The sequence below is a fragment of the Mycobacterium sp. 852013-50091_SCH5140682 genome (assembly GCF_001665685.1).
Classification (GTDB): domain Bacteria; phylum Actinomycetota; class Actinomycetes; order Mycobacteriales; family Mycobacteriaceae; genus Mycobacterium.
The window spans coordinates 37709-61754 of record NZ_LZTB01000004.1; the positions used below are offsets into that span (position 1 = coordinate 37709).

Here is a 24046-nt window from a genome sequence, read left to right on the forward strand (position 1 = left end):
TGGGTGCCGTCCCCCGGCGCCACCGACCACATACGCCAAAACCGACAATGACATCACGCGATGTCATATATTGAGCCGGCGTGTGTTCGGGGCGGCTGGCACCCATGCCATCGGCAGATGCGGACACCACCGTGAAATGTCAAGGGGGACATCAATTATGGTGCATAATTCGCGCTGCCGGAAAAGTGCCAGACGCCTACTACCGCGCTACGGCCTGTCCGTTGTAGCGGTCGGCATCGGGATCGCCGGGGCGAGCGGACACGCTGTGGCGTGGGCGGACCCCGGCACGTCCGACTCGTCCGGAACCACATCGAGCCATTCGAGTGCCACCACCGACCATGGCCCCAAAAAGCCCGCGCAGGGTCACACCAACCGGCCGGGCCGGTTGTCGACCACGACGAAGACCAAGGACGACACTCAGGACAAGGGACCCACCGGCGGCGCGGCAGCGTCGGGCACCGATACAAAGGCTCCCAAACCGGACCCGAACGACTCGAATACCGATAAACCACAACAGGATTCGACAGGAACACTGCAGACGCCGACGGCTCTGCGCCAAGACCCGGCCACGGATGCGGCCGCCGGAAAGTCCCACGCCAAGCAGGCGGCTCCGACTCGCGTACGTGCGGCTGTGCAGCAACTGACCACGGCGGCCACTTCGCTCGCCGGCGGCACCGCCACGCCGCGGGCGGTCGAACCCAAGCAGCCCGCAGCCATTGCGACACCCCAGCCGAATCCCACGACCAAGGCGATCCCCCTGACGGCGAAGCTCGCCGCGGCCACGTCGTCAGTCGAGGCCCCTAGCACCCCGACTCCGAGCACCCCGACTCCGCCGCAACCGCTGTCCCCCATCGCCAAGCTCGCCGAATTGCCGGGCCGCGTCATCAACTCGGTGCTGCAAGCACTGGACATCACCGTCTCCGCCAACGGTCCGAAGAGTCCCATCAACTTCCAGCCGGTCGACGAGGCGTTGTTCGCGGCCTTCCGGCGTGTGGAAGCGACGTTGGGATTGGACAAGACACCCGCCGCGCAACCGACGCCGCCACCGCTGACGTACACGGGCCCGACGACGGGCAAGACTCCGACGGTGTCGCAGTTCCTGAACGCCGCAGCCGCTGAGTATGTGCTCGGCGGTACGCCTGGCGATTTGAAGCCGTTCACGGTGGACGGCAAGCAGATGCAGTCGACCAATACCCTGTCGGGTGAATCCGCGAAGGCTTGGGTGACACCGCAGGGTCAGATCATCGTGGCGTATCAGGGCACCACCGGCGGCACAAACCTGTTGGCCAACCCAGTGATTGCGATCTCGCAGATCGCCACCGACGCCCAGGTGATCTTCACCAACACGACCCCGCAGGCCTTCACCGATTCCCTGGCCTTCGAACAGCAGGTTGCGGCCGAGGCGGCCAAACAGGGCTACAGCCAGGGAGACATCTTCGTCACCGGCCACTCGCTGGGCGGCTGGGAAGCCGAATACGTCGCGCAGCAGACGGGCGTCGGCGGTATCGGATTCGAAAGCCCCGGAATCAACACCACGGTGCCGGGCAACGGCGCCAACTCCGGCTTCGTCAATGTCGAGACCTATGGTGACACCGCCGCGTATTTCGCCACGGATCTGCCTGCGCTGCAACCGTTCGTGCCGCCGTACGTGCCTGGCGGGGGAACCAAACCGCACTACGGCTCGATCGTGATGATCGGCGACCCCACTGCGACCACACCGCTGGTCAATGCCGCATCGCTCTGGGGCACCAACCCCATCGGCGACGTCGTCTTCGTGGTGGACATCCTGGGCAACTTCTTCGAGCATCACCTGCCGGGCATGCAGGCCTACAACCTGGGTGTTACCCCGGATCCGGGTGTGGTGCCGTGGCTGGGAGCCACCATGGGTCCGGTCGAAAGTGGCTACGGCGACATGACAATTCCGGAGTTGCAGAAGGCAGCGTCGGATGCGGGGACGCTGATCACACCGTAGCTCTGCTGTCCCGCCGAGGCGTCAACAGCCAGCGGGCGCCGAGATCCAATGCGAACCCGAGAAGTCCGATGACGACGATAACCGCCACCACCTGGTCGTAGGCCAGCTGGTCGCGGGCATTGAGCACCTCGTAGCCCAATCCAGAACGGACACCGAGCATTTCGGCGGGGACCAGGACCACCCAGGCCACGCCCAGCGCGACGCGTAGCCCGGTCTGGATGTGTCCGCGGACGGCGGGTAGCACGACTGCGAGAAGCGTCTCGGTACGGGAGGCATGAAAGCTGCGTGCGACGTCGAGATATCCCGGTTCGATGGCGTGTACGCCGGCCACCGTGTTCATCAGAATCGGCCAGACCGCAGCCGCGGCGATCAGGAAGATCACCGGTTGGCTACCGATCCCGAACAGGGCCACCGCGATCGGCGTCCAGGACAGTGGTGAGATCATGCGGAGAAACTGCACGACGGGGCGGGACGCGCGTTCGACGAAGGTACTCGTCCCGATGAGCAGACCGGCCGGGATGCCGATAAGTGCCGCGACACATAATCCGATGAGTAAGCGCCACAGGCTGACGGCGGCATCTGGAAGGAGCACGCCGCGATCCAACAGCCCGGCCAGAGCGGGAATGACGTGCTGTGGTGCAGTCTGGCGCAGCAGAGAGTGCGAGCCGTGTGCCGTCGTGGTCAGCAACCACCACGCAGCGACCACCACCAGTATGGCGACAGCAGGCGGACCGAGGCGATACGCCAGATGAGCCTTGGCAGGCCGTGTTACGACTGACGTCGTCACAGTGGTTGCACCTCTTCGATTCTGGTGAGACCGGCGTCGATACCGAACGCGTGTGGTCCGCCGTGCGATGTGATGGCGTTGCGGATGAACGTGTCGTCGACAAGGTCGGCGTGGACATTGGCGGGGTCGATCCGGGCCAGGAATCGGCGGTCACCGTCGACGACGGTGTCTCCCATCGCCTCGACCAGACGCTCGGTGAAACTCGCGTAGGGGAAGGGCTGGAACCCGATCTGCTGGGGTCGCCAGTGCGGGTGCTTCAGCGGATAGGGAGCCTTCGGGTAGGTCAGTGCCAACTGCAGAGCCGGTTTGGGTTGCGGTAGATAGGAACCCGCCGACAGGGTCGCTGCCGCGCCGGTGCGGTCAGCGGTGATCCGCAGCTGTGCCGCCGCCACGGCGTCGGCCAGGCCTTGGACGGCGGCAGGCCGCGCGGCAATCACGTCCTCGTGGGTGACCAGGGCACAGCACGCATGGTCGCGCCAGACGTCTCCGAGGAAAGTGTGAATCCGTCCGATGCCTTTGATCTGTGCCACCGCGTTGAACGGGTCGGCCACCGTGTACGCACCGATGGAGCGATTCGCCAACGCCGGCACCATGTCCGAGGGACTCATCACGATGAGCTCGACGGTGCGCTGCGGCCGTGACGCGCGCTGCCGCACCACCGGCCGCAGGCCGTGGGCCCGCAGCAGTTGCTGCACGACGATGTTGTGGATCGACCACCAGAACGGAATTGCCACCTGCGCGCCGGCAAGATCGGCGAGGTCCTCGATGTGCGGGGCCACCGTGATCGCCGAGCCGTTGGTGTGGTTCCAGCCCAGCACCCGGACACCGCCGCCGAGTGCATACCGCAGCTGCACCGCCATCGGCATCAGTAAATGTGCGACATCAAGCTGGCGGGTCAGAAATGCCTCGGCCAGGGCCGCCCAACTGCGGAACAGCACCGGGCGGCCGCTGCTGCCCGGATTCAGCCCAGCACTGTGTGCGATCAACAGCGGAGCAGCATCGGTGATCGGCAAGTAACCGATACGAAGACCGCCATCGCCGGCAGCGGCGTCGATGGTTGCGCTGCGTGCCAGATCAGCGACGCCCAGGAATCCGCCTGCGGCGGCGAGAGCGGTTGCGCCAAGCAGCACGTGTCGCCGGGACAGGCCGCGTCGGGTCACGACGATGCACTCCCAACGAGTCGGTAGTGCCCCAGAATGTCGCTGCGCAGCTGCGCCGACGCGGCAGAGTCCCGATCCACGACCCACTGCGAGCCGATTCGGCCGTCTTCTCCGAGCAGCACGATGCGGTCGGCCAGCTCCAGCGCTTCGTCGATATCGTGCGTCACCAGAACGACGGTGACCGACAACTGCGTGACGAGATCGGCAAGCCATCCGCGCAGATCGGTCCTTGTGGCGGGATCGAGCGCACTGAACGGTTCGTCGAGAAGCAAAAGGCGCGGCCGGGTCGCGGCGGCGCGCAGGATGGCCACCCGTTGGGCCTGTCCCCCTGACAGTTGATCGGGGTAGCGGTCAGCAAGGCCTCCCAGACCGAACCGCTCCATGAGCTGCTCGGCGTATGCCTGGTCGAACCCGTCTCGGTGCGCTGAAAAGCGTTTGGCAAAGCTCACATTGGCACTCACGGTGAGCCAGGGCATCAACAACGCCTGCTGGAAGACGACGCCGGTGCGAGGACGGTTTCCGTCGCCGGCCCATTCCACGGTGCCGGTGGTGAGCTGCTCGAGCCCGGCGATAGCGCGTAACAGCGTGGACTTTCCGCTGCCGCTGCTACCGAGCACCGCCAGGAACTCACCGTCTTCAATCGACAGGTCGATGTCCCGCAAGGCTGTCGTGGCGCCGAATCTCTTGTGCCCGGCCGTTACTCGTACTGTTTCAGTTCCCACCTGAGTTGCCCTTCTGATGGAGATTGCACAGGCAGAAACGCCGCCTCACGGAACCGGCGGTTGGCGGGGCTGCCGATGGCGTATGCGGCGCCGCCGGTCAGTGTGCACTCCAACCGAGTCGCCTCCAGCGCAAGTTGCGCGGCCAGCAGGCGCATCCGGATGAGGTCGGCGATGGGCGCTGCGAGGGGATTGGCCGCCAGCGCATACAGATCGTCGCGCAGGACCCGGCTGCGCCCGCGGACACTGGTCATCTGATCGGTGAACTCGCCGGCGAGTCCGCCCGTGGCCTTCTCCCCACCAGCTACCGCAGCCCGCGTGACGCCAACGCAGAATGCGCTCTGTAACAGCAGAAATGGCGGTCGTACCGCCGCGACAAAGCCGGCCAGATCGGCACTTAGGATGCGATCGTGCGCCACGTCGACGTTCTCCAGACGTAGTGACGTCGAGCCGGTCGCCCCCAACGCCATCAGGTCCGGCTCAGGGTTCACGGTAACTCCAGGCTGTGCCACATCTGCTGCCACCACATAGGTTTCACCGTCAGCGCCGCGCGCCGGCAGCACCATCAGCGCATCGTCAAAGACGTTGGAGGCCCAGCGGATCGGCCCGTTCAGACGCAGGCCGTCGGCAGTGCGTTCGGCCTTGACGGGCAGGTCATCCAGACCGGCGACATATCGCAGGCCGGCTGCCATCGCCGTGACACCCGGACGGTTGCCGTTCAGCAGTTCGCCGAAAGCACTGTCCAAGCTCCCAGGTGCGCGCCGAAGATACTCCAGCGTCATCCGGTGCGCCCAGACCGAGAAGCCGACGGCAAGGCTGTGCGCAGCGATCTCGTCGATGACAGCGACCATGTCGGGCAGACTGCCCGCCTCGAACCCGAGGTCGAACAACCCGGCGGCACCGGTCGTCGCCAAGTCTTCCCGCACGTCGGTGCGCCGCTCGTCCAGCGCAGAAGCACGCCGACTCACGGTCTCGCATATCCGTCTCAGCGGGGCCTGCACGCCCACTGCGGCCGTCATGGCGTTGGGGCCGCCAGACCGTGCAGCCGGTCGATCGGGGTGGACACCGCCCGGCGAGCGCGGCGGACCGCATCCTCGTCGGGTGCGTCGTACAGGCACAGGCACTTGTCCATGTCTTCCCGGACGTAGGTACGCAGGAAATCGACCTCGGGCACCTCCGCGTACTTCGGCGCATTCGCCTTCTTGCGAGCGAGATAGGACTCCATGTCGAGGTCCTCCGGAAGATGCCACTCGACGAGGTAGCCGGCGTGTGGGCGCGCCGCCTTGAGGGCGGCCAGATCGGCCCCGACCAGGCGCACCTGGTCCGGCCCGGCGACAGAACCGACGCCGAGTGCCCGAGAATCGAGCGTGGCCGCGGCATCGGCGAACTCAGCGACGATGAAGACACGGCCGCCCGCCTGTGTCACCTGGGCTTCGATCAGTTCACCACCGGCCCGATGGATTTCGGCGTCGGCATCCTTGATCAGCTGGCTGGCTCGGGCCTCTTCGGCGGTCTCGAGGGCGATTTCATAGAGGAACAGCGTCACGGCGTACTCCCGTCGTCGGCATTCGGCATGCCGCGAGAGTGGCACAGACAGACCAGTCTGTCTATGGATGTCTTCGGGTTACGCTTCGGTCATGGACGCGAGGAAACGGGCGAATCCACCATTGCCCCGCACGCCCGACGCGGCCGCGTCGCCCGCCGATCGACTACTCGATTCGGCAACGAAACTTTTTGCCGCCCAAGGTATTCGAGCTGTCGGCATCGACCATCTGCTCCGCGATGCGGCCGTCGCGAAGGCGAGCCTGTACAGCACGTACGGGTCCAAAGAGGCGTTGGTGATCGCCTACCTGACCCATTTGGATCTGCGTGATCGGAACCGCTATCAGGAGGCGGTCGCCGATGTCGCCGACCCGGTGGCCCGGGTGCTGGTGTTCTTCGACCTGGCGATCGCCGGCGCGCGCAGCCGCGACTTCCGTGGCTGCCTGTACGCCAATGCGGCCACGGAGTTCCCCCGCACTGAGCTCGAACCCGTCTCGGCCCATCGTCGATGGCTGCTCGACACCGTCGCCGATCTACTCGCGCAGGCCGGCGTGGACCACCCGATGGAGGCGGCCCGGGACGTCCAGCTGATCTATGACGGTGCTCAGGTGGGTTCGAAGGTCGCGCGGTCGGTGGCACCCATCGAACAGGCCCGTCGCCTGGCCGAGCGGCTCATCACGGGATCGGGTCGCTGACCACCTGCATGTCCTTGGGAACGTCAATGCCATCAACCGGCTCCTGGGCCGCGATCCACGCCTCACCGGCGGCTGCCGCGCGCACCAACGCCCCGTACTCGCCCAGATAGTCGGCGACCGCGCCGATCCACGGCAGCATGCCGAAGTACCGGAAGATCGAGCGGGGGTGCGGCCGTTTGCCGATTTCCTCGCTGACGGCATTGAGGATGGCGGCCAGGTGCCAGAGCTTTCCGACCAGCGACCGTCGGCCAAGTCCGGCCAGGATTCCTCTGGATCCGTTGCTGCGCAAGAATTGTCGATCTCGCGCCCACACAACACGGAAGCGAGCAGCCGCGCCCGCGTCGGGACATCGGTGATCCCGTGCTCACGCGCGACGGCGCACAAGACGAGTGCTTGATTGGCGAACCCGAACACGTCCTGGACTGGCAGGCGTTTCGCCAGAGCACCGAACACCCCGGGAAATGCGACAAACACCGTATCGAGGGCACCCACTCGCCGCACCCACCAGTGGATGCGGGCCTTGCGGTCCTTACCGTCCCAGGACTTCGTGCCCGGCAGATCGACGCAGTCGAGCACTCGCGCCGCGAGATCGAGCACCCGGCCCGGGCAGCCACTCCCCGCGCTGTCACCAAGGTCATGCGTGCGGCGGCGCAACCCGAGCGGGTCAGCCTCCGCCAACACATCGAGGATGGCGTCGGCCACGCGCACGGCGCGCCGCAGCGCGTCCGCGACATCAGCGTCGGACAGGTGTGCTTTCGGCATCACGGAAAGTCCCATGCCGCCATCTTCGCGGGTCCTCCCGCGCCGTGTCCCGTCAGGAGCCCTCAGCCCGAGTCCAGGCCTGCCTCATCAGCGAGTTCGCGGGCTTTCTCGACCAGCGCGTCGATCCGGGCGGCGGTGGGTGTTCCGGCCGCGGCCTTGTTTTGCGGCTCGTCGAGAGCTCGGCGCATAACCCCCTCCGCGATGATGGCCAGCTTCCACAGACCCAGCACGTGCCAGTACTGCAGCGCGGCCGCGTCGCGTCCGGTTTCTGCGAGATAGAGTTCGGCCATCTCAGCACGGCCGGGAAACCCTTCAAGCGTGGACGGCGCGAAATCGCCGCCGGTGGCCTCACCGGGCTCGGGCCAGTAAGTGAGCAGGCTGCCCATGTCGGCCAGCGGATCGCCGAGGGTGGACAGCTCCCAATCCAGCACCGCCACCACGTCACCGGAATCCTCGGCGGTGATCAGGTTGCGCAGGTGAAAGTCGCCATGCACGAGGCTGATCTCGCGCTGCTCGGGCGCCGATGCGGCGAGACGCCTTGTGAGCCGGTCCAATTCGGGCAGATCGCGAGTCTTGGACAGCTCCCATTGCCCGGCCCACCGCTTGAGCTGACGCTGAGCGTACGGCTTGTGGCTGGCGAGATCCACCAGCCCGGTCCGGTCGAGATCAACGGCGTGGATCTTGGCCAAGGTGCGCGGTAGTGAGAGCGCGATCCGCCTGCGCTGCTGCGGAGTCAGTGCACCGGCCACCTCCATGGTGTCGACGACGAGTCCGTCGACAAACTCCATCAACACCAGCGGCACGTCGGAAACTCTTGTGACACCGAGTATTCGGGGTGCGGGCACATCGGTGTCCGCCAATGCGGAGATGATCCTCGCCTCCCGCTCGACGTCGTGGGCGGAGGCCAGCAGGTGGCCCAGCGGCGGTCGGCGCAGCACCCAGGAGTTTCCCGCTTCGTCCGTGACGCGGTAGGTGAGGTTCGACTGCCCGAGGCCGATCCGCTGAAACCGCAGCGGCGGTGCGGATTCGACGCCGAGTGTGGCGAGCCACTGCTGTACCGCCGCGACGTCGACGGCCTCGGTCATCTCAACCATGGCTGCCCTGCCGTCGGAACGGCGCAGCGTCACCGAGGCGTTGACCGCCGTCGATGACGAAAGTCTCGCCGGTCACCCAACTCGCTGCGTCGGACACCAGGAACGCGATGGCCGCGCCGACATCTTCCGGTTCGCCGATACGTCCCAGTGCCGTCATCAGATTCAATTGGCCCTCATACTCTTTCCACAGCGCTTCGGCCAGCTTCGTGCGCACCACACCCGGGGCCACGGCGTTGACGCGCACCGTGGGCGAGAGCTCAAGCGCGAGTTGCTGGGTGAGGTGAATCAGCGCCGCTTTCGACGCGTTGTAGAGGCCCAGGTTCGGCTCGAATCCCATGCCGCCGATCGACGCCGTGTTCACCACGGCGCCGCCGTGCTCACCCATCCACGCTCGGGTGGCCAACGATGTCCACAGGATCGGCGCCCACAGGTTCACTTCGAACGTTTTGACGAACCGGACGTGATCCTGGTCGATCAGTGGACCGAAGGACGGGTTGGTGCCGGCGTTGTTGACCAGGATGTCGATGCTGCCGAATCGTTCCAGTGTCAGGTCGACGCACCGTGCGGCAGCCTGCTCGTCGACGGCGTGCGCGGCGACGCCGAGCGCGTTGCCACCGATCTCGGCCGCCGCGGCGTCAGCGGCATCCTGGCGTCGCGACGTCAAGACGACGTTGCCACCGGCTGCGGCGATCGCCTGTGCCGCAGCCAGACCGATACCGCGGGAGGCACCCGTGATGATCGCCGTGCGTCCGGCAAGATCGAGTGCGCTCATGCCGATGCCTCGTTTCGGTATTTGCGCAGTTCCTGCTTGGCGATGGCCCGCTTATGGACCTCGTCGGGACCGTCGGCCAACCGCAGCGTGCGCAGATGAGCCCACGCCATCGCCAACGGGAAGTCGTCGGTGACACCACCACCCCCGTGCACCTGGATCGCCCGGTCGATGATCTTCAGCGCGATGTTGGGCGCAGCCACCTTGATGGCCGCGATTTCCGTGCGGGCTTCCTTATTGCCGACGGTGTCCATCAGGTAGGCGGCCTTGAGTGTGAGCAGCCGGATCATCTCGATGTCGATGCGGGCTTCGGCGATCCAGTCCTGGATGTTGGCATTCTCGCTGAGCGGCTTGCCGAAGGTGACCCGCGACTGCGCGCGCCTGCACATCAATTCCAGTGCACGCTCAGCCATGCCGATGGAGCGCATGCAGTGGTGGATCCGCCCCGGACCCAAGCGCGCCTGGCTGATGGCGAAGCCCTCGCCCTCACCTTTGAGCACATCGGAGGCGGGCACCCGGACGTCGTGGAAGACGATCTCGGCGTGGCCCTCCCGGTCCTGGTAACCGAAGACCGGCAGGTTGCGGATCACTGTGATGCCGGGCGCGTCGATGGGCACCACCATCATCGACTGCTGACGGTGCACCGGGGCGCTCGGATCGGTTTTGCCCATCACGATCAGCACCTTGCAGTTGCGGTGCATACCGTTGGAGGCGAACCATTTTCGTCCGTTGAGGACGTAGTCGTCGCCGTCGCGGACCATGGACATCTCCACGTTGGTGGCGTCCGAGCTGGCGACCTGCGGCTCGGTCATCGCGAATGCGGACCGGATGGTGCCGTCCAGCAGCGGCTTGAGATAGCGCTCCTTGTGCTCGTCGGTGCCGAACAGGGTGAGCACCTCCATGTTGCCGGTGTCCGGTGCGCTGCAGTTGCACGCTTCGGAGGCGAGGTGACTGTGACCCATGATCTCGGCCAGGGGCGCGTACTCCAGGTTGGTCAGACCTGGGCCCCACTCCGGATGTGGATGGAACAGGTTCCACAGTCCACGCCTGCGCGCCTCAGCCTTGAGTTCTTCCAAGACCGGCGGATGAAAGTGCGGATCGCCCGCCGCCCGCATCTGCTCGTCGTAAACCGCTTCGGCGGGGTAGACGTGGGAATCCATGAACTCGAGCAGCTGAGTCTGATACTGCCGCGCGCGCTCGGTTACCTCGAACAGTGACATGCGAACTCCTGAATTCATCGTCAGCCGGCGTCCACGCCAGCGTATGACTGCCCGGCTGCCGGGACCGTTTCGATGCGCAAATCCGTGTGGCAAGGTCAGGGCGTGCACATCCCGTCGCTGTCAGGCCCGCCGCTCGAGCAAGTTGCCGTACCCGCCGTGGTGACCGCCCTCGCGGGCGACGCCGCGTTGACCCTGGTGTGGCGCAACGAACTCGGTGGACTGACCTTCCGCCTCGACAGAACCGACGGGGCGACGGCCTATGTCAAATGGGTTGCCGCGGGCACGCCGGAGATCGATCTGATCGCCGAGGCTGAACGATTGGCATGGGCGCAGGCCCGGGTGGCAGTCCCGCCGGTGCTCGACCACGGCACCGACGCCGACGGAGCGTGGCTGGTCACCGCGGCGGTGCCGGGACGGTCGGCCGTCGACCCGCTCTGGGCCGGGCGGGCCACCGACGTCGCCGCCGGGATCGGCCGGGGACTGCGGCTGCTGCACGACGGGCTGCCGGTCGACGAATGCCCGTTCGACTGGGGTATCGAACGTCGTCTACGCCGCGCAGACGAGCGCATCGCCGGCGGCGAAGGCCCGGCGGACTGGTTTCCCGAGCACCGGCACCTGGATCGGGACAAGGCCCGCGCCAGGCTGGACGCGCCGCCCGCCGTCGATCGGCTGGTCGTGTGCCACGGCGATGCCTGTGTCCCCAACACGCTGCTGCACGACGACGCGACCTTCGCCGCACACGTCGACCTGGGCTCGCTCGGGGTTGCCGACCGCTGGGCTGATCTGGCGGTGGCCACCTGGAGCCTCGGCTGGAACTTCGGCCCGGGCTTCGACGATGTGCTGTACGGCGCCTATGGAATCGAGCCCGACGCTGATCGCATCGCCTACTACCGCCTGCTCTACGACCTGGCCTGATTCGCAGGGTGAACAGCGGCCAGATCGGTGCGGCGAGAACGACGTTGCCCGACCCGATCTCGCCGACCCGCCGGACGGCATTGCAGCTAGCAGGTATTGCCATTCCCGGCCAGCAGGTGTCGACACAGCGCCGCGCCCGGTGCAGGATCGGGGGCAGTGCCGGATTCACCGAGGGGGGAACACCATGGAACCCGCGGCTCCCGACGAGTCAGCGCGCGAGCCGGACAAATCCCCCGTCAACCGGCGAGCCGTCATGCTCGGCATGGCCGCCGTGGCGGGTGTCGCGGCGATCGACGTCGGCGGGTTCGCCTACGCCGGTGGCTGGCTGCGCCCCGACACCCTCACCCCGTCGCAATTCGCCGATCGGTTCGAACAGATCGCGGGCCGCCATGACGGTTTCCGGCGCAACCATGCGAAGGGCCTCGCCGCCACCGGCACGTTTGCCAGCAGTGGCGCCGCCACCGAGATCTGCCACGCCGCGGTGTTCACCAAAGGCTCCTTCCCGGTGGTCGCACGCTTTTCACTGTCCGGTGGAGTGCCCGACCAGGCCGACAAACCTGCCACCGTGCGTGGCCTGGCAGTCCAATATCAGTTGCCCAACGGCGAGCAGTGGCGCAGCCCGATGATCAACACTCCGGTGTTCGCCGACAGCACCCCGCAGGGCTTCTACGAACGCATCCTTGCCGCCAAACCCCAGCCGCAGACCGGCAAACCGGACCCTGCCGCCATGTCAGCCTTCCTGGCCCGACATCCCGAAACGGTCGCCGCCCAGCGCATCATCGCCCAGCAGCCACCCAGCTCCGGGTTCGCCGACAGCACCTTCTGGGGGCTCAACGCGTTCCGGATGACCAACAGCCAGGGCGTCACCGTGCCGGTGCGGTGGATGCTGGTACCGCATCAACAGGCCGGCCAACCGGTCGGCGAGGCCGCGAAATCCGACCCCAACTACCTGTTCGACGCGCTGATCGGAGCCATGGAACGTGGGCCGCAGGCGTGGACGCTGAAGATTGTGGTCGGAGCGCCACAGGACCCCACGAACGACGCGACCAAACCCTGGCCGGCAGATCGCCGCACGATTGACGCGGGCACATTGACCATCGAGACAGTCCAGACCGAGGCGCCGGGCAACGCCCGCGACGTCAACTTCGATCCCCTTGTGCTGCCGCGCGGTATCGCTCCCTCCGACGATCCGTTGCTCCCGGCACGATCGGCGGTATATGCGCGGTCATTTGCTCGGCGTGCGGCAGAACCCAAGCAGCCCAGCGCGGTCAACGTCGAGGCCGCAGCGCGATGAGCACTGACCAGCTCGCCCCCGCCCGCTTCACCGTGGTGTCACGCCTGTTGCACTGGTCGATGGCCGCCATGGTGATCGCGCAGGTGCTGCTCGGTGTCACGATGGTCGCGTCACTGGCCTATTACCCGCTGCTGTTGGCGATCCACCGCCCGCTGGGCATCGTGATCCTGGTGTTCGCCGTGGTCCGGCTGGGCAATCGGATGCGGCACCACCCACCGCCGTTCCTGGCCACCATGAGCCGCGCCGAACGCCGCATCGCCACGTGGTCAGAACGGTTGCTGTATGCGCTGCTGCTCCTGCAACCCGTCGTCGGCTGGGCCATGGTCTCGGCGTCAGGAGCACCCGTCGTCGTCGGCCCGTGGCGGTTGCCCGCCATCGCACCCCACAACCTGAATCTGTTCGCCGCCTTGCACATTGCCCATGTCGTACTGGCGGCCCTGTTGTTCGTGACGTTCACCGCGCATCTGTGCGCGGTGCTGTTCCACACCCTCGTGCTGCGCGACGGATTGCTCGACCGGATGGCGCTGTGGCCGTCGAAAAGCCGATGACCAGCCTGCCGAATTTCACACCCGTTGCGACAGATAGGCGTTGAGACCTGATGCGACGGCAGCGGCATAATTTGCTCGGCCCTGTTCGCTGACGATGACGGCAGCGTCGTCGCGGTTCTTCATGTTGCCCAGTTCGATCAGCACCGACGGGAACTCGGCCAGGTTGAGACCGGCAAGGTCCGAACGCCCGTAGAGACCGTCGGTCCCACGGTAGGTCGACGGGGTGAAGCCCGCCGCGACAAGCTGATCGCGCATCGCCCGGGCGAGTTGCAGGGCCGGCCCGGCCTGGGCCTCGTTGAGCGGTGGCGCGGAGTAATTGACGTGGAAGCCGCGGCCGTCGGGCGGCCCGCCGTCGGCGTGAATGCTCACGATTGCGTTGGGCCGCAGGGCGTTTGCCATGGCTGCCCGCTGATCCACGCACGGCCCGAGCGCATTGTCGTCGCCGCGCGACAGCGCCGTCCGCACGCCGAGTTGCGAGAGCTCCGCCCTGATCCTGAGCACCACATCCCAATTGAAGGTGTGCTCGGGATAGCCGGAGTCGGTTGTGGTGCCGGTGGTTTGACACTCTTTGGTACCGCCACGGCCGGTCGGCACCTGTCGGTTGATCGAGCCGTCATTGGCCCCGTTGTGACCCGGATCGAGAAACACGATGCTTCCGGCGATGTCCGACGAAGCTGTCGCGACAGGCGCAGTCAGCGCCGCAGTGACCGTGGGAAGGCCAAGAAGGAGCGGTCCGGCGGCCGCGTACCGCAGCACGTCGCGACGGGTGACGCAGCCGGGTTGCCGACGCGGGCCGCTCGGGTTCTGCATTCTTGCACCGTACGGCGGCAGGGATCACCGCGGCAGCAACGGGGCCGAATGCCGGCGTATCGAAACCGTCACGCAGCCATGTGAATCAGCTGTCAAGGCATCGCCGCACAGCTAACGGACTTGACCTTGCCCCCGGGTCGTCGAGCGCCTGCACCTGCCGTTCCACATGCTGTCGGACCCGGGGTTTTCCCTCGCAGACACCTTGGGCTTGCCGACCTTCGCCGCACCGGGGCATCCGCGGCTCTACTCGCGGCTGACCTTGGTGGTCGCCGATGGGGTGGTTGAGCACGTCTTCTACCCGATCTTCCCGCCGAACACCCACGGTCAGCAGGTGCTCGACTGGCTGCGGCAGCATCGCAAGTGACCTGCATCTCAACCTTACCGTGACCTTAGGAGTCTCTTACTTTTCTTAATTTCGGTGTAGCGTTGTCGTATCCGGTTGTCATGGCGGCGGAGCGCATCTGTGCTTTGTCACCGCTACCAGCGAAAGGAACCGAATATGCACAGCCAACGGGTCGCTCTGGTCACCGGTGCATCGCGAGGCATCGGCGCCGAAATCGCTCTCCAGCTCGCTGACCCTGACATCCACGTGGTCGTCGGCTACCGGTCGAACACCGAGCGCGCCGACTACGTCGCGGACGCCATTCGCTGCGCGGGAGGGCACGCCTCGACCTCCGCGGCCGACATCTCCGACGAAACAGCAGTCGCCGCGATGATCGACGACATCGCGACCCGCTTCGGCCGGCTCGACATGCTGGTGCTCAACGCATCGGGTGGACGGCAATACTGCACCGAACCCGGCTCGGCCATGCACCTCAACCGCGACGCCCAGCGCCGTCTCGCGCGGCTGGCGCTGCCCCTGATCCCCGTCGGCGGCCGGATCGTCTTCGTCACCAGCCACCAGGCACATTTCTATCCCTACAAGGCAGTGCCGAAGGGGTACGCGTCCATCGCCGCAGGCAAGCGCGCAGGCGAGACCACCCTGTACGCCATGCGCAAGGAATTCGACCGACACGGAATCAACTTCACCGTGGTGTCCGGTGAGGTGCTCGCGGACTCAGCGGTCGACTTCGCCGCCGCCGTCGCCGACGCTGCGACCTCGCCCGGCCACCCCGCCATCGTCTATGTCAGCGGCCCCGAGCACCTGACGCGCCAACCGGCATAACCGATCTCTCCGAGTCCGCGCCCGTCGGCAAAGCCGGAGATATTCTCTCCTGAGGCGGCTGAGCTGCTGCCACGACGCCATGGGAGTTTCGAGGCGAACGATGGGCCGCAATGACCCGCTGCCGACACAGCGGGATCTGCCCGCCGGGATTCCGGCGGAGCTCTCGGCGGCCGGTTACGAGGATCCCGAGGAAATCGGCCGCGGCGGGTTCGGCATGGTGTACCGCTGCACCCAGCGCGCCCTGGGGCGCACCGTCGCAGTGAAGGTCCTGACCACCGATCTGGAACCGGACAATCTCGAACGGTTCATGCGCGAGCAGATCGCGATGGGCAAGCTGTCCGGCCATCCGAACATCGTCAACATCTTCCAGGTCGGCACCACGGCGAGCGGCCGGCCCTACATCGTCATGCAGTACCACCCGCACGGTTCGCTCAACGCCAAGATCAGCGACACGGGACCGGTCGGCTGGCAGGAGGCGCTGCACATCGGGGTGAAGATGGCCGGCGCATTGGAGACCGCACACCGCCGCAACACCCTGCACCGCGATGTCAAACCGGCAAACATCCTGCTCACCGAGTACGGCGACCCTCAGCTGACCGATTTCGGCATTGCCCGCATCATCGGCGGATTCGAGACCGCCGACGGTGCCATCACGGGCTCCCCCGCGTACACGGCGCCCGAAGTGTTGCTCGGGCAGCCACCGGGCGTCACCTCTGACATCTACAGCCTGGCGTCCACCCTGTTCAGCGCAGCAACGGGTCACGCGGTGTTCGAGCGCCGTGACGGCGAGCAGCTGGTGGCCCAGTTCCTGCGGATCACCAAACAACCGATGCCGAACCTCCGGGATTCTGAGCTACCCGCCGACATGTGCACGATCATCGAACGGGCGATGTCGCGCAACACCAAGGACCGGCCGGCGAGTGCAGCGGCGTTCGGGGAGCAGCTGCGCGACCTGCAGCGCCGCCACGGTCTTCCGGTCGACGACATGGCCGTGCCGGTCCCGGCACCGGAGAATCGGTTCGAGCCGTCAGCGTCTCCGCGTACGCCGTTCAGCGGGCATCGGGTACGCACCTTGACCCCGCCCGCCCCGGCCACCCGGTTCAGGCTCCCGATGTCGACGAAGGCGCTCGTCGAACGGGCCCGCCTGATCGACGTTTTGCGCGCCCAACGAGACAAGAAGCTCACGGTGATCCACGGGCCGACCGGTTTCGGAAAGAGCACGCTGGCCGCTCAATGGGCGCGGCTGCTCGAATCCGAAGGGGCCGCGGTGGCATGGCTGACCGTCGACCATGATGACAACAACGTGGTCTGGTTCCTGTCCCATCTCATCGAGGCCATCCGCGCGGTGACGCCCGCGCTGGCCGCCGATCTCGGTGAGGTCCTCGAAGAACACGGAGACGAGGCCGAACGCTATGTGCTGACATCTCTGATCAACGAGATCCACCAAAGCGGCACCCGCATGACCCTGGTCATCGACGACTGGCAGCGGGTCACCGATCCCGCGACCATCGGCGCGCTGCGCTACCTGCTCGACAACGTCGCCTCCGGCATGACCGTCGTGATCACCAGCCGCAGCCAGAGCGGTGTGCCGATGAGCCGGATGAGGATGCAGGACGAACTCGTCGAAATCGACGCCACCGCACTGCGTTTCGATGTTTCCGAATCCGAGAATCTGCTGGTGCAACTCGGCGGCCTCGACCTCGACCCGATCGATGTCGAGGAGCTCACCGCCAAGACCGACGGATGGGTGGCGGCCCTGCAGCTGGCCTCGCTGTCGCTGCGTGACCGCGACGACCCCGTCGAGCTCATCGGAACGATGACCGGCCGGCATCACATGATCAGTGAGTTTCTCGCCGAGAACGTGCTCGACACCCTGGAACCGTCCATTCTCGACTTCCTGCTGGCCACCTCGATCACCGAACGCATCTGCGGGGACCTGGCATCCGCATTGACCGGTGTGCCCGACGGGCTCGCGATACTCGAACAGATCGAGGAACGCGATCTGTTCCTCCGCCGGATCGACGACCAGTGGTTCCGCTACCACCAACTGTTCCTGGACTTTCTGCAGCACCGGCTCAGTCGCGACCCGCAGCGGGTGGCGCGGCTGCACCGGGCGGCCTCGGAATGGTTCGCCGAGCACCTGTTGATCAGCGAGGCGGTCGACCATGCGCTGGCCGCCGGCGACGAGCAACGTGCCGTCACCCTCGTCGAGCAGGACGGGCTCTCGTTCGTCGCCAACTCCCAGATGGCCACCCTGATCGGACTGGCGGGCAAGCTGCCCGCCGCCGCCGTGCAATCGCACCCACGCCTGCAGCTGGCCCTGGCGTGGGCCAACATCGTGCTACACCGGATTCCGACCGCCGAACAGGCTCTGGCACTGGTCGATACGACGCTGCAAGACTCCGGACTGACCGCCGAGGAGGTCGCCGACGTACAAGCCGACGCCGGTGTGGTGCGCGGTGTGGTGGATCTGCGCGCCGACCGACTCGCCGGTATCGACGAGCACATCGCAGCGGCGATTCGACGACGAGACCGCCTGCGCCCGTTCAGCGTCGCGTCGGCGGCCAACGTGGCGACCTTCGCCGCCGCGTACCGCTACGACCTCGACGAGGTCAATCGGATCCAGGACTGGGCGGCGCCGTTCTACGCGCGCAGCGGCGACGCGTTCACCATCGTCAACGGCCTGTGCTTCACGGGGATGGCGCATCACCTGATGCTCGACAACACCGCGGCCGAAGCCTTATTCCGCAAAGCGCTGCGAATTGCCAAGCGGTCGGGCGGCATCCATTCCTACACCGCCCGGCTGGCCAGCTCGCTGCTCGGCGAATTGGTTTATGAGCGAGGCGATCTCGATGAGGCGACGCGCCTGCTTGACGAGAGCTACAAGCTCGGGCCGGAGGGCGGTTCCGTCGACTTCAAGATCTCCCGGTACGTGATCAACGCCAGGATCAAAGCCTTGCAAGGTGACCGGTTGGCAGCCGCGCAGCGACTCGACGAGGCCACCCGCGTCGCACGTGCGCTGTCGCTGAATCGGCTGCGCGCGCTGGCCGAGCATGAGCGCATCAGGCTCGGTCTGCCTCCGCATCCGGAATTCGGCCCCATGCCGGTGACGTCCTACGACGCCCGCCGGCAACCCGTCGACGCGATGGACGAGATCGCCGTGCAATTCGAAGAGGCTTCGGCGATCCGGACGCTCATCGCCGGCGCCGATCCGGCACAGCGGGAACTTGCGTGCCGCTGGGCACGCGAATGGGTGGACAGGCTGGCTCCGCTGAACAGACCGCAGGCGATGCTGCGGGCCCGGCGCCTGCTGGGTGCCTGCTTGGCCGCCGATGGACGAACGGCCGACGCCAAGGCCATGGTCGTCATGGTGGCAGCACAGTGCGCGCAGCTACGGATGCTGCGCTACCTCGTCGACGGCGGCCCGCACGTGGTCGCCACCCTGGCGGCGCTGCGTTCGGATCAGCAGGCGGGTCAATGGAATCCGGCGTGGCCCGAGGTGCCCGCCGATTTCCTGGATCAGGCTCTCAACGCCGCTGCACCACAACGGGTCTGACACGGGAACCAAAGGGGGGTTTGCCAGACCCCGGCAAACCAGGCCCTGGCAGCCGGCGGCGCGGTCCGATTGTATGAACTCAGGACGCACCGAAAGGAACTCACGACATGAGCACTGACCTCACCGTCGAAACCGTCGAAATCAAGGCATTGGCCTGGAACATCGCTGCCGATATCTACTTCCCGCCGGGGTTCGACGAATCCGGCACGTACCCGGCGATCGTCAGTGCCCACCCGGTCGGCTCCTGTAAGGAGCAGACCTCGGGCAATGTCTACGGCACCGCGCTGGCCAGGGAGGGCTTCGTCGTGATCGCCTTCGACGCGAGCTTCCAGGGCGCCAGCGGCGGCGAGCCTCGGTTCATCGAGGACCCCACGCTGCGGGTACAGGACTTCAGCTATGTGATCGACCACCTCGTAACGCTGCCCTACATCGACGAAGACCGCATCGGCGTACTGGGGATCTGCGGCGGTGGTGGCTACGCCGTCAACGCGACCATGACCGAACGACGCATCAAGGCCCTCGGTACCATCACGGGCGCGAACTACGGCCGGCTGATGCTCGAATCGTTCACCGGCTACGACCCGATTGCCGCTCTGGAAGCAATGGCCAAGCAGCGCACCGCCGAAGCACGCGGCGCCGAGTTGCGGGTGGACGATCTGCTGCCCTCATCACCGGAGGAGGCCACCAACCTCGGCGTGACCGAGATCGACGTGTACGAGGCCACCGAGTACTACCGCTCCCCGCGTGGGCAAAAACCGCACGGCCTCAACCGTTCGCTGTTCTCACACCAGGCCACGGCCGTGGGATGGGATGCCTTCCACCGCGCCGAAGTGCTGCTCACCCAGCCGATGATGGTCGTCGTCGGAGACAAACCCGGCGCGTTCGGCGCCTACCGCGACGGGTTCGAGATCATCCGCCGCGCGGCCTCCACCGATAAGGAACTCGTCGTCGTCGAGGGCTTCTCGCATTACGACCTCTACGACAAGCCCGAACCCGTCGGGCAGGCGCTGGCCAAGCTCATCCCGTTTTACAAGAAGCACCTCTGAGTCGCAGACCCGACAAAGCCCTCCAGCAGCCTTCGCGAGGACTTGTTGTCCGGCCAGTCGATCTCTGGGTGCCACTGGATGGCCGAAAGAGGCTGCGCTGTCGCCTCATACGCTTCGATGAGCCCGTCATCGGCGAACGCCGTGGCAACGAGGCCCGGCGCCAAGGTGCGGATGCCCTGGTGATGCTGGCTGTTGACAGCGAATCGCCCGCTCTCCCCCAGCCATCCGGCCAGGCGGCTGCCCGCTTCGACATCCACATTGTGGGCCGTGGTTGCCAGCTCTTCCTCGGTCCGTCGATGGCTCACGTCAGACGGCCTGTCGCGCGGCAGATCGACGTATAACGTGCCGCCCCGCGCGGCGTTGACCAGTTGCGCACCGCGGCAGATGGCAAGCGTGGGAACACCGGAACGACAGGCATATTCGACCGCGGCAATCTCGTTGTCGTCGCGAATGGGATTGATCGGTCCCACCTTCGGATCGTGTGGATCCGCTCCGTACAGGGCCGGATCGACATCGACGCCACCGCTGACCAGAAGTCCGTCGACATGCTCGAGCAATGGCGCAACGTTCAGCGGGGCAGTGCCACAGTCCACCGCGAACGCAATCGCACCGCATTCCTGCAACCCGTCGAACATCCGTTGCCAAAACACCATGCCGGCCAGCTCTCGACTGCTGAGAGTCACCGCGATGACTGGTTTGACCATCACATGCCTTCCGGGAACAGTCTGAGGCGATTCATGACAACCGAACGGCGATCCGGCGCAGCAACTTGGTAGCCAAGATATAGGGTGTCGCCCCTAATGGCCACTGCGACACAATCTTTCCCGTTCCTGCCCGGAAGTAGCTCGTGGTGGTCGCCCACACGGTCTTGGCCAGTTGGGATTGAAGCCAGTCGTTGTAGATGACAAACGCCGACCGGCGGACGTCGATGACCGTCTTGCCGGTCTTTGCGGCCCTGGCGATCAAGCCTGCGGCGAATGCGGCCTGCGCCTCGTAAAACGACACGAGAGGCACCGAATTGGTGTTGGGGCCGTACATGATGAAGAAGTTCGGGAAGCCGGGAACCATCATGCCCAGGAACGCCTCCGGCTCACCCTGCCAGCCCTCGTGCAGTTCTCTTCCACCCTGGCCGTGCACCTGATAGTTGCCGAGGTAGTTGGCCGCATCGAACCCTGTTGCCATGACGATTATGTCGAGATCGTGCTCGTCGCCGTTGGCATCCACGGCGCCGGTTCGGGTGAGGCCCTTGACGCCGTGCGGTACCAGGGTCACCTTCGGGTTGCGCAGCGCAGCGTAATACGTGTCACTGAGGACGGTGCGCCGGGCTTCGAACGCGAATTGCGGTGTGGCCAGCTCCATGAGATCCGGTCGTGCCGCCAGTTCGCGACGTAGGAAGGCCAGCGACTTGGCGTGGCGCTGCCGGTTGTGCCGGCCGGTGCTGCGAGCATGGCTTGACCGGATCTGCCGGAGGTCGTAGTCGGCATACAGCCGGTAGCGCCGCCATGCGTACACCAGACGGTTGCGGTTGAGTCGGCGTTCACGTGGGGTGAAGTCGCGGCTGTCCTTGGGCAGCAGCCAGTTCGGCTCCAACTGGAAGATCTTGACCTCGGAGGCCACCTTCTCGGCCTCGCTGACGATCTGGACCGCGGAGGACCCCGTCCCGACGACGGCGACCGCCTTGCCAGTCATGTCCAGGCCGTCGATCCACCGTGACGTGTGGCACATCGCGCCCTGGAACTCGTTGTCGCCGCGAGCAAATGGCGGCACGACGGGAATGTTGAGGAAACCGACCGCGCTGATCACGGCCGTGAACACGCCGTGGTCCACGCCGGACGACGTCCGCACTGTGTAGGTGTGGTCATGATCGGACCACGCCACATCCTGGACGGACTCGTTGAACAGGATGCGTCGCGGCAGGTCCCACTTGTCGGCCACCCCTTCGAGGTAGCTCAACAGCTCCCGCCAGTCTGCATGGGTACGGGTCCAGTCATGGCGTTCGAACGAGAACGAGTAGATGTGGGATTCGAGGTCGACCTCGGCGCCGGGATAGCGGTTGTGCCACCAGGTTCCCCCCAGGGCAGGGGCCTGCTCGAAGATGACGAAGTCCTCGATGCCCTTTCGCCGAAGCGCGACGGCTGCCGCGATACCACTGAACCCAGCACCGATGATCGCCACCCGGGGCGACGAGTGTGCGTGTGCGTTCATCGGGATGCTCCTTCGAGATGCACGAGCCGGTGGCCCGCTCCAGAAATATCTATAGGTCCAGTATTTAGACCTTAAGCGAGATTGTCAACACGTCGAAAGCGGCTGAGCCACCACTGATTATTTGATCTGTGCGGTCCAGCCGCCGTCGACTACGAGGTCGGTGGCAGTAATGAACGATGCCTGCTCGGAGAGCAGGAAATGGATGGCGTTGGCGATATCTACCGGCAGGCCGAGACGCCGTAACGGCGTACGATCCTCCATGTTGGTGCGTCGGGCAGGGTTCTCCTCGTACAGCGGTTCAATCATCGGCGTGAGGATCGCGCCCGGGCAGACCGTGTTGACCCGGATCCCTTCAGGCCCCAACTGCAGAGCCAGGCTCCGACTCAGGGACACGACCGCGGCCTTGCTCACCTGATAGGCGTCCAGGGGTGAGTCCATACCCCGGATCCCGGCAGTGCTCGCAACATTGACGATGCTGCGTCCGATCCCGTTACGCAGCAACGGAATCGCCGAGACGGTGAGATGACGCAGCCCGTGTAGGTTCACTCCCAGGGTGGCTTCCCACACCGACTCGTCGGCGTCGAGTACAGACCCGTCGCGGTCGAACAGCGCCAGACCGGCTGCATTGACCAGGTAGTCCAACGCCGGGGTGCCCACGGCGTCGAGCAGCGTCTTCGGCCTGCCGCGGATCAGGTCGAAGCTCACGAAGCGAACGGCGTCGGGCAGAGCCGCCGGGCGCGACTTCACGTCGGTCGCAAGGACGTCGATGCCCTCGGCAGAAAGCCGGATTGCCGTCGCCAGCCCGATTCCCCCGCCGGCACCGGTGACGAGAGCGGTCCGGGTCATCGGCGCACGCCGCCCAGCGCCTGCGCGAGTTGCTCTCCCGCGAACGTCATCGCCTCAGTGGCGGTGGGAAAGACCTCATCCAGCCCGAAGAATCCGTGCACCATGCCTGCGGTGAGATGAACGCGGGTCGGCACACCCGCCGCCTCGAGCGCGGCGGCGTAGCGCTCACCCTGCGGTCGGATCGGGTCACATTCGGCGAGAATGATTGTCGCATCGGGCAATCCGCTGAGATCGGCGGCCAGAATGTTGACCCTCGGGTCGCTCATGGCCTCAGGGCCCGGCAGGTAATTGTCCTGATGCCACTGCAGTTCGTCACGCTCGAGCATGACGCCGTCGTATTCGGTGTCCATGCCGATGGTGAGGTCAGTGGTGGTCACCGGATAGATCAGCAGTTGATGGCACAGCGGTGTGCCGGTGTCACGGGCATGCAGGGCGACCGCTCCGGCCAGGTTGCCGCCCGCGCTGTCTCCTGCGACGGCGACGCGCCTGTGGTCGACGTTCAGACCCGACGCGGGGTCACTGGCCCAGTTCAGCGCGTCGATGGCATCGTTGACCGCGGTCGGGAATCTGGCTTCGGGGCCACGGCGGTAGCCGACCGACAGCACGGCGCTGCCCGAGGCGTTGGCCAGCAGCCGGGTCGCGACGTCGTGGGAGTCGATGCTGCCGAGCAGCCAGCCGCCGCCGTGGTAGTACACCGTGAGCGGCAGTTCTGCACTGTCCTCGGCCGGCAGGTACAGCCGACCGGGCAGCGTCTGCCTGTCGCGGGTGGGGATCGCGACGTCGACTACGCGGTGGATGGGCGGTTTGGTCAGTGCACCGAAAGTGCTTTCGAAGTTCTGCCGCGCGGTCGGCACGGGCAGCAGGTGGGCGTTGGGACGTCCGGACTGCTTCGCGTCGTCCAGCATCTTCTGGGCGATCGGATCGATGGGCATACAAGCTCC

General features: G+C 66.1%; 21 protein-coding genes and 2 pseudogenes. 9 read left to right on the plus strand and 14 right to left on the minus strand.

Annotated features, from left to right (window positions below; translation table 11 throughout):
- Positions 1-157: 157 nt before the first annotated feature.
- Entirely contained in the window at positions 158-1972 is a 1815-nt protein-coding gene (locus A5784_RS00270; protein ID WP_064941165.1) for a hypothetical protein, read from the plus strand.
- Here A5784_RS00270 and A5784_RS00275 read toward each other — a convergent pair.
- Genes A5784_RS00275 through A5784_RS00295 form a run of 5 tightly spaced genes read right to left on the minus strand, consistent with a single transcriptional unit; the run spans position 1962 to position 6184 of the window.
- On the minus strand, positions 1962-2759 hold the full coding sequence (locus A5784_RS00275) for an ABC transporter permease (RefSeq protein ID WP_064941166.1): 798 nt from the start codon (positions 2757-2759) through the stop codon (positions 1962-1964). The genes A5784_RS00270 and A5784_RS00275 overlap by 11 nt on opposite strands.
- On the minus strand, positions 2756-3919 hold the full coding sequence (locus A5784_RS00280; RefSeq protein WP_064941167.1) for an ABC transporter substrate-binding protein: 1164 nt from the start codon (positions 3917-3919) through the stop codon (positions 2756-2758). The genes A5784_RS00275 and A5784_RS00280 overlap by 4 nt, the downstream gene beginning before the upstream one ends.
- On the minus strand, positions 3916-4641 hold the full coding sequence (locus tag A5784_RS00285) for an ABC transporter ATP-binding protein (protein WP_064941169.1): 726 nt from the start codon (positions 4639-4641) through the stop codon (positions 3916-3918). Before A5784_RS00285 ends, A5784_RS00280 begins: the two co-directional genes overlap by 4 nt.
- The gene (locus A5784_RS00290) at positions 4617-5657 is read right to left on the minus strand and encodes an acyl-CoA dehydrogenase family protein (protein ID WP_064941171.1); all 1041 of its coding nucleotides are present in this window, start codon (positions 5655-5657) and stop codon (positions 4617-4619) included. Before A5784_RS00290 ends, A5784_RS00285 begins: the two co-directional genes overlap by 25 nt.
- Positions 5654-6184, minus strand: a complete 531-nt coding sequence (locus A5784_RS00295; protein WP_064941173.1) for a DUF4242 domain-containing protein — start codon at positions 6182-6184, stop codon at positions 5654-5656. Before A5784_RS00295 ends, A5784_RS00290 begins: the two co-directional genes overlap by 4 nt.
- A gap of 91 nt (positions 6185-6275) precedes the next feature.
- On the opposite strand from A5784_RS00295, the gene A5784_RS00300 reads away from it, so the two are divergent.
- A complete protein-coding gene (locus A5784_RS00300; protein WP_064941176.1) occupies positions 6276-6875 on the plus strand; it encodes a TetR/AcrR family transcriptional regulator in 600 nt (199 codons plus the stop codon).
- Here the strand turns inward: A5784_RS00300 and A5784_RS00305 are convergent.
- The 4 genes and pseudogenes from A5784_RS00305 to A5784_RS00320 all read right to left on the minus strand — a co-directional run bounded on the left by A5784_RS00305 (position 6856) and on the right by A5784_RS00320 (position 10720).
- Positions 6856-7652, minus strand: a pseudogene (locus A5784_RS00305) (hypothetical protein). The gene A5784_RS00300 and the pseudogene A5784_RS00305 overlap by 20 nt on opposite strands.
- Before the next feature lie 47 nt (positions 7653-7699).
- Positions 7700-8731, minus strand: a complete 1032-nt coding sequence (locus tag A5784_RS00310) for a phosphotransferase family protein (protein WP_064941323.1) — start codon at positions 8729-8731, stop codon at positions 7700-7702.
- Positions 8724-9503, minus strand: coding sequence for an SDR family oxidoreductase (locus tag A5784_RS00315; protein WP_064941178.1), 780 nt, complete (start codon positions 9501-9503; stop codon positions 8724-8726). Before A5784_RS00315 ends, A5784_RS00310 begins: the two co-directional genes overlap by 8 nt.
- The gene (locus tag A5784_RS00320) at positions 9500-10720 is read right to left on the minus strand and encodes an acyl-CoA dehydrogenase family protein (RefSeq protein ID WP_064941180.1); all 1221 of its coding nucleotides are present in this window, start codon (positions 10718-10720) and stop codon (positions 9500-9502) included. The genes A5784_RS00315 and A5784_RS00320 overlap by 4 nt, the downstream gene beginning before the upstream one ends.
- Before the next feature lie 72 nt (positions 10721-10792).
- Here A5784_RS00320 and A5784_RS00325 point away from each other — a divergent pair, with 72 nt between their 5' ends.
- From A5784_RS00325 to A5784_RS00335, 3 genes are all read left to right on the plus strand, one after another.
- On the plus strand, positions 10793-11635 hold the full coding sequence (locus A5784_RS00325; protein WP_082944565.1) for an aminoglycoside 3'-phosphotransferase: 843 nt from the start codon (positions 10793-10795) through the stop codon (positions 11633-11635).
- A gap of 184 nt (positions 11636-11819) precedes the next feature.
- Entirely contained in the window at positions 11820-12929 is a 1110-nt protein-coding gene (locus tag A5784_RS00330) for a catalase family peroxidase (RefSeq protein ID WP_286159403.1), read from the plus strand.
- Positions 12926-13477 carry a cytochrome b gene (locus A5784_RS00335; protein ID WP_064941184.1) on the plus strand — a complete coding sequence of 184 codons (552 nt, stop codon included), beginning with the start codon at positions 12926-12928 and terminating at the stop codon, positions 13475-13477. The genes A5784_RS00330 and A5784_RS00335 overlap by 4 nt, the downstream gene beginning before the upstream one ends.
- Positions 13478-13492: 15 nt before the next feature.
- On the opposite strand, the gene A5784_RS00340 is transcribed toward A5784_RS00335, so the two are convergent.
- Positions 13493-14287, minus strand: coding sequence for an Rv3717 family N-acetylmuramoyl-L-alanine amidase (locus A5784_RS00340; RefSeq protein WP_082944566.1), 795 nt, complete (start codon positions 14285-14287; stop codon positions 13493-13495).
- Positions 14288-14423: 136 nt separating this feature from the next.
- Here A5784_RS00340 and A5784_RS00345 point away from each other — a divergent pair.
- From A5784_RS00345 to A5784_RS00360, 4 genes and pseudogenes are all read left to right on the plus strand, one after another.
- A pseudogene (locus A5784_RS00345) lies at positions 14424-14651 on the plus strand (thioredoxin domain-containing protein); the annotation flags it as partial.
- A gap of 135 nt (positions 14652-14786) precedes the next feature.
- Positions 14787-15452, plus strand: coding sequence for an SDR family oxidoreductase (locus A5784_RS00350; RefSeq protein WP_064941188.1), 666 nt, complete (start codon positions 14787-14789; stop codon positions 15450-15452).
- A gap of 100 nt (positions 15453-15552) precedes the next feature.
- Positions 15553-19008 carry a serine/threonine-protein kinase gene (locus tag A5784_RS00355; RefSeq protein WP_064941190.1) on the plus strand — a complete coding sequence of 1152 codons (3456 nt, stop codon included), beginning with the start codon at positions 15553-15555 and terminating at the stop codon, positions 19006-19008.
- 107 nt (positions 19009-19115) lie between these two features.
- The gene (locus tag A5784_RS00360; RefSeq protein WP_064941191.1) at positions 19116-20054 is read left to right on the plus strand and encodes an alpha/beta hydrolase; all 939 of its coding nucleotides are present in this window, start codon (positions 19116-19118) and stop codon (positions 20052-20054) included.
- On the opposite strand, the gene A5784_RS00365 is transcribed toward A5784_RS00360, so the two are convergent.
- The 4 genes from A5784_RS00365 to A5784_RS00380 all read right to left on the minus strand — a co-directional run bounded on the left by A5784_RS00365 (position 20036) and on the right by A5784_RS00380 (position 24037).
- On the minus strand, positions 20036-20758 hold the full coding sequence (locus A5784_RS00365; RefSeq protein ID WP_064941193.1) for a gamma-glutamyl-gamma-aminobutyrate hydrolase family protein: 723 nt from the start codon (positions 20756-20758) through the stop codon (positions 20036-20038). The genes A5784_RS00360 and A5784_RS00365 overlap by 19 nt on opposite strands.
- 31 nt (positions 20759-20789) lie before the next feature.
- A complete protein-coding gene (locus A5784_RS00370; RefSeq protein ID WP_064941195.1) occupies positions 20790-22259 on the minus strand; it encodes a flavin-containing monooxygenase in 1470 nt (489 codons plus the stop codon).
- Positions 22260-22376: 117 nt separating this feature from the next.
- Complete coding sequence (locus A5784_RS00375) at positions 22377-23105, minus strand: SDR family NAD(P)-dependent oxidoreductase (protein ID WP_064941197.1); 729 nt, start codon at positions 23103-23105, stop codon at positions 22377-22379.
- Entirely contained in the window at positions 23102-24037 is a 936-nt protein-coding gene (locus A5784_RS00380; protein ID WP_064941199.1) for an alpha/beta hydrolase, read from the minus strand. Before A5784_RS00380 ends, A5784_RS00375 begins: the two co-directional genes overlap by 4 nt.
- Positions 24038-24046 lie beyond the last annotated feature (9 nt).

Coding starts and splice junctions, on each gene's coding strand:
- A5784_RS00350 (WP_064941188.1), top strand. CDS start 14,787: ATGCACAGCCAACGGGTCGCTCTGGTCACCGGTGCATCGCGAGGCATC.
- A5784_RS00315 (WP_064941178.1), bottom strand. CDS start 9,503: ATGAGCGCACTCGATCTTGCCGGACGCACGGCGATCATCACGGGTGCC.
- A5784_RS00310 (WP_064941323.1), bottom strand. CDS start 8,731: ATGGTTGAGATGACCGAGGCCGTCGACGTCGCGGCGGTACAGCAGTGG.
- A5784_RS00300 (WP_064941176.1), top strand. CDS start 6,276: ATGGACGCGAGGAAACGGGCGAATCCACCATTGCCCCGCACGCCCGAC.
- A5784_RS00355 (WP_064941190.1), top strand. CDS start 15,553: ATGGGCCGCAATGACCCGCTGCCGACACAGCGGGATCTGCCCGCCGGG.
- A5784_RS00290 (WP_064941171.1), bottom strand. CDS start 5,657: ATGACGGCCGCAGTGGGCGTGCAGGCCCCGCTGAGACGGATATGCGAG.
- A5784_RS00325 (WP_082944565.1), top strand. CDS start 10,793: ATGCGCAAATCCGTGTGGCAAGGTCAGGGCGTGCACATCCCGTCGCTG.
- A5784_RS00375 (WP_064941197.1), bottom strand. CDS start 23,105: ATGACCCGGACCGCTCTCGTCACCGGTGCCGGCGGGGGAATCGGGCTG.
- A5784_RS00270 (WP_064941165.1), top strand. CDS start 158: ATGGTGCATAATTCGCGCTGCCGGAAAAGTGCCAGACGCCTACTACCG.
- A5784_RS00340 (WP_082944566.1), bottom strand. CDS start 14,287: ATGCAGAACCCGAGCGGCCCGCGTCGGCAACCCGGCTGCGTCACCCGT.
- A5784_RS00370 (WP_064941195.1), bottom strand. CDS start 22,259: ATGAACGCACACGCACACTCGTCGCCCCGGGTGGCGATCATCGGTGCT.
- A5784_RS00330 (WP_286159403.1), top strand. CDS start 11,820: ATGGAACCCGCGGCTCCCGACGAGTCAGCGCGCGAGCCGGACAAATCC.
- A5784_RS00360 (WP_064941191.1), top strand. CDS start 19,116: ATGAGCACTGACCTCACCGTCGAAACCGTCGAAATCAAGGCATTGGCC.
- A5784_RS00335 (WP_064941184.1), top strand. CDS start 12,926: ATGAGCACTGACCAGCTCGCCCCCGCCCGCTTCACCGTGGTGTCACGC.
- A5784_RS00380 (WP_064941199.1), bottom strand. CDS start 24,037: ATGCCCATCGATCCGATCGCCCAGAAGATGCTGGACGACGCGAAGCAG.
- A5784_RS00365 (WP_064941193.1), bottom strand. CDS start 20,758: ATGGTCAAACCAGTCATCGCGGTGACTCTCAGCAGTCGAGAGCTGGCC.
- A5784_RS00320 (WP_064941180.1), bottom strand. CDS start 10,720: ATGTCACTGTTCGAGGTAACCGAGCGCGCGCGGCAGTATCAGACTCAG.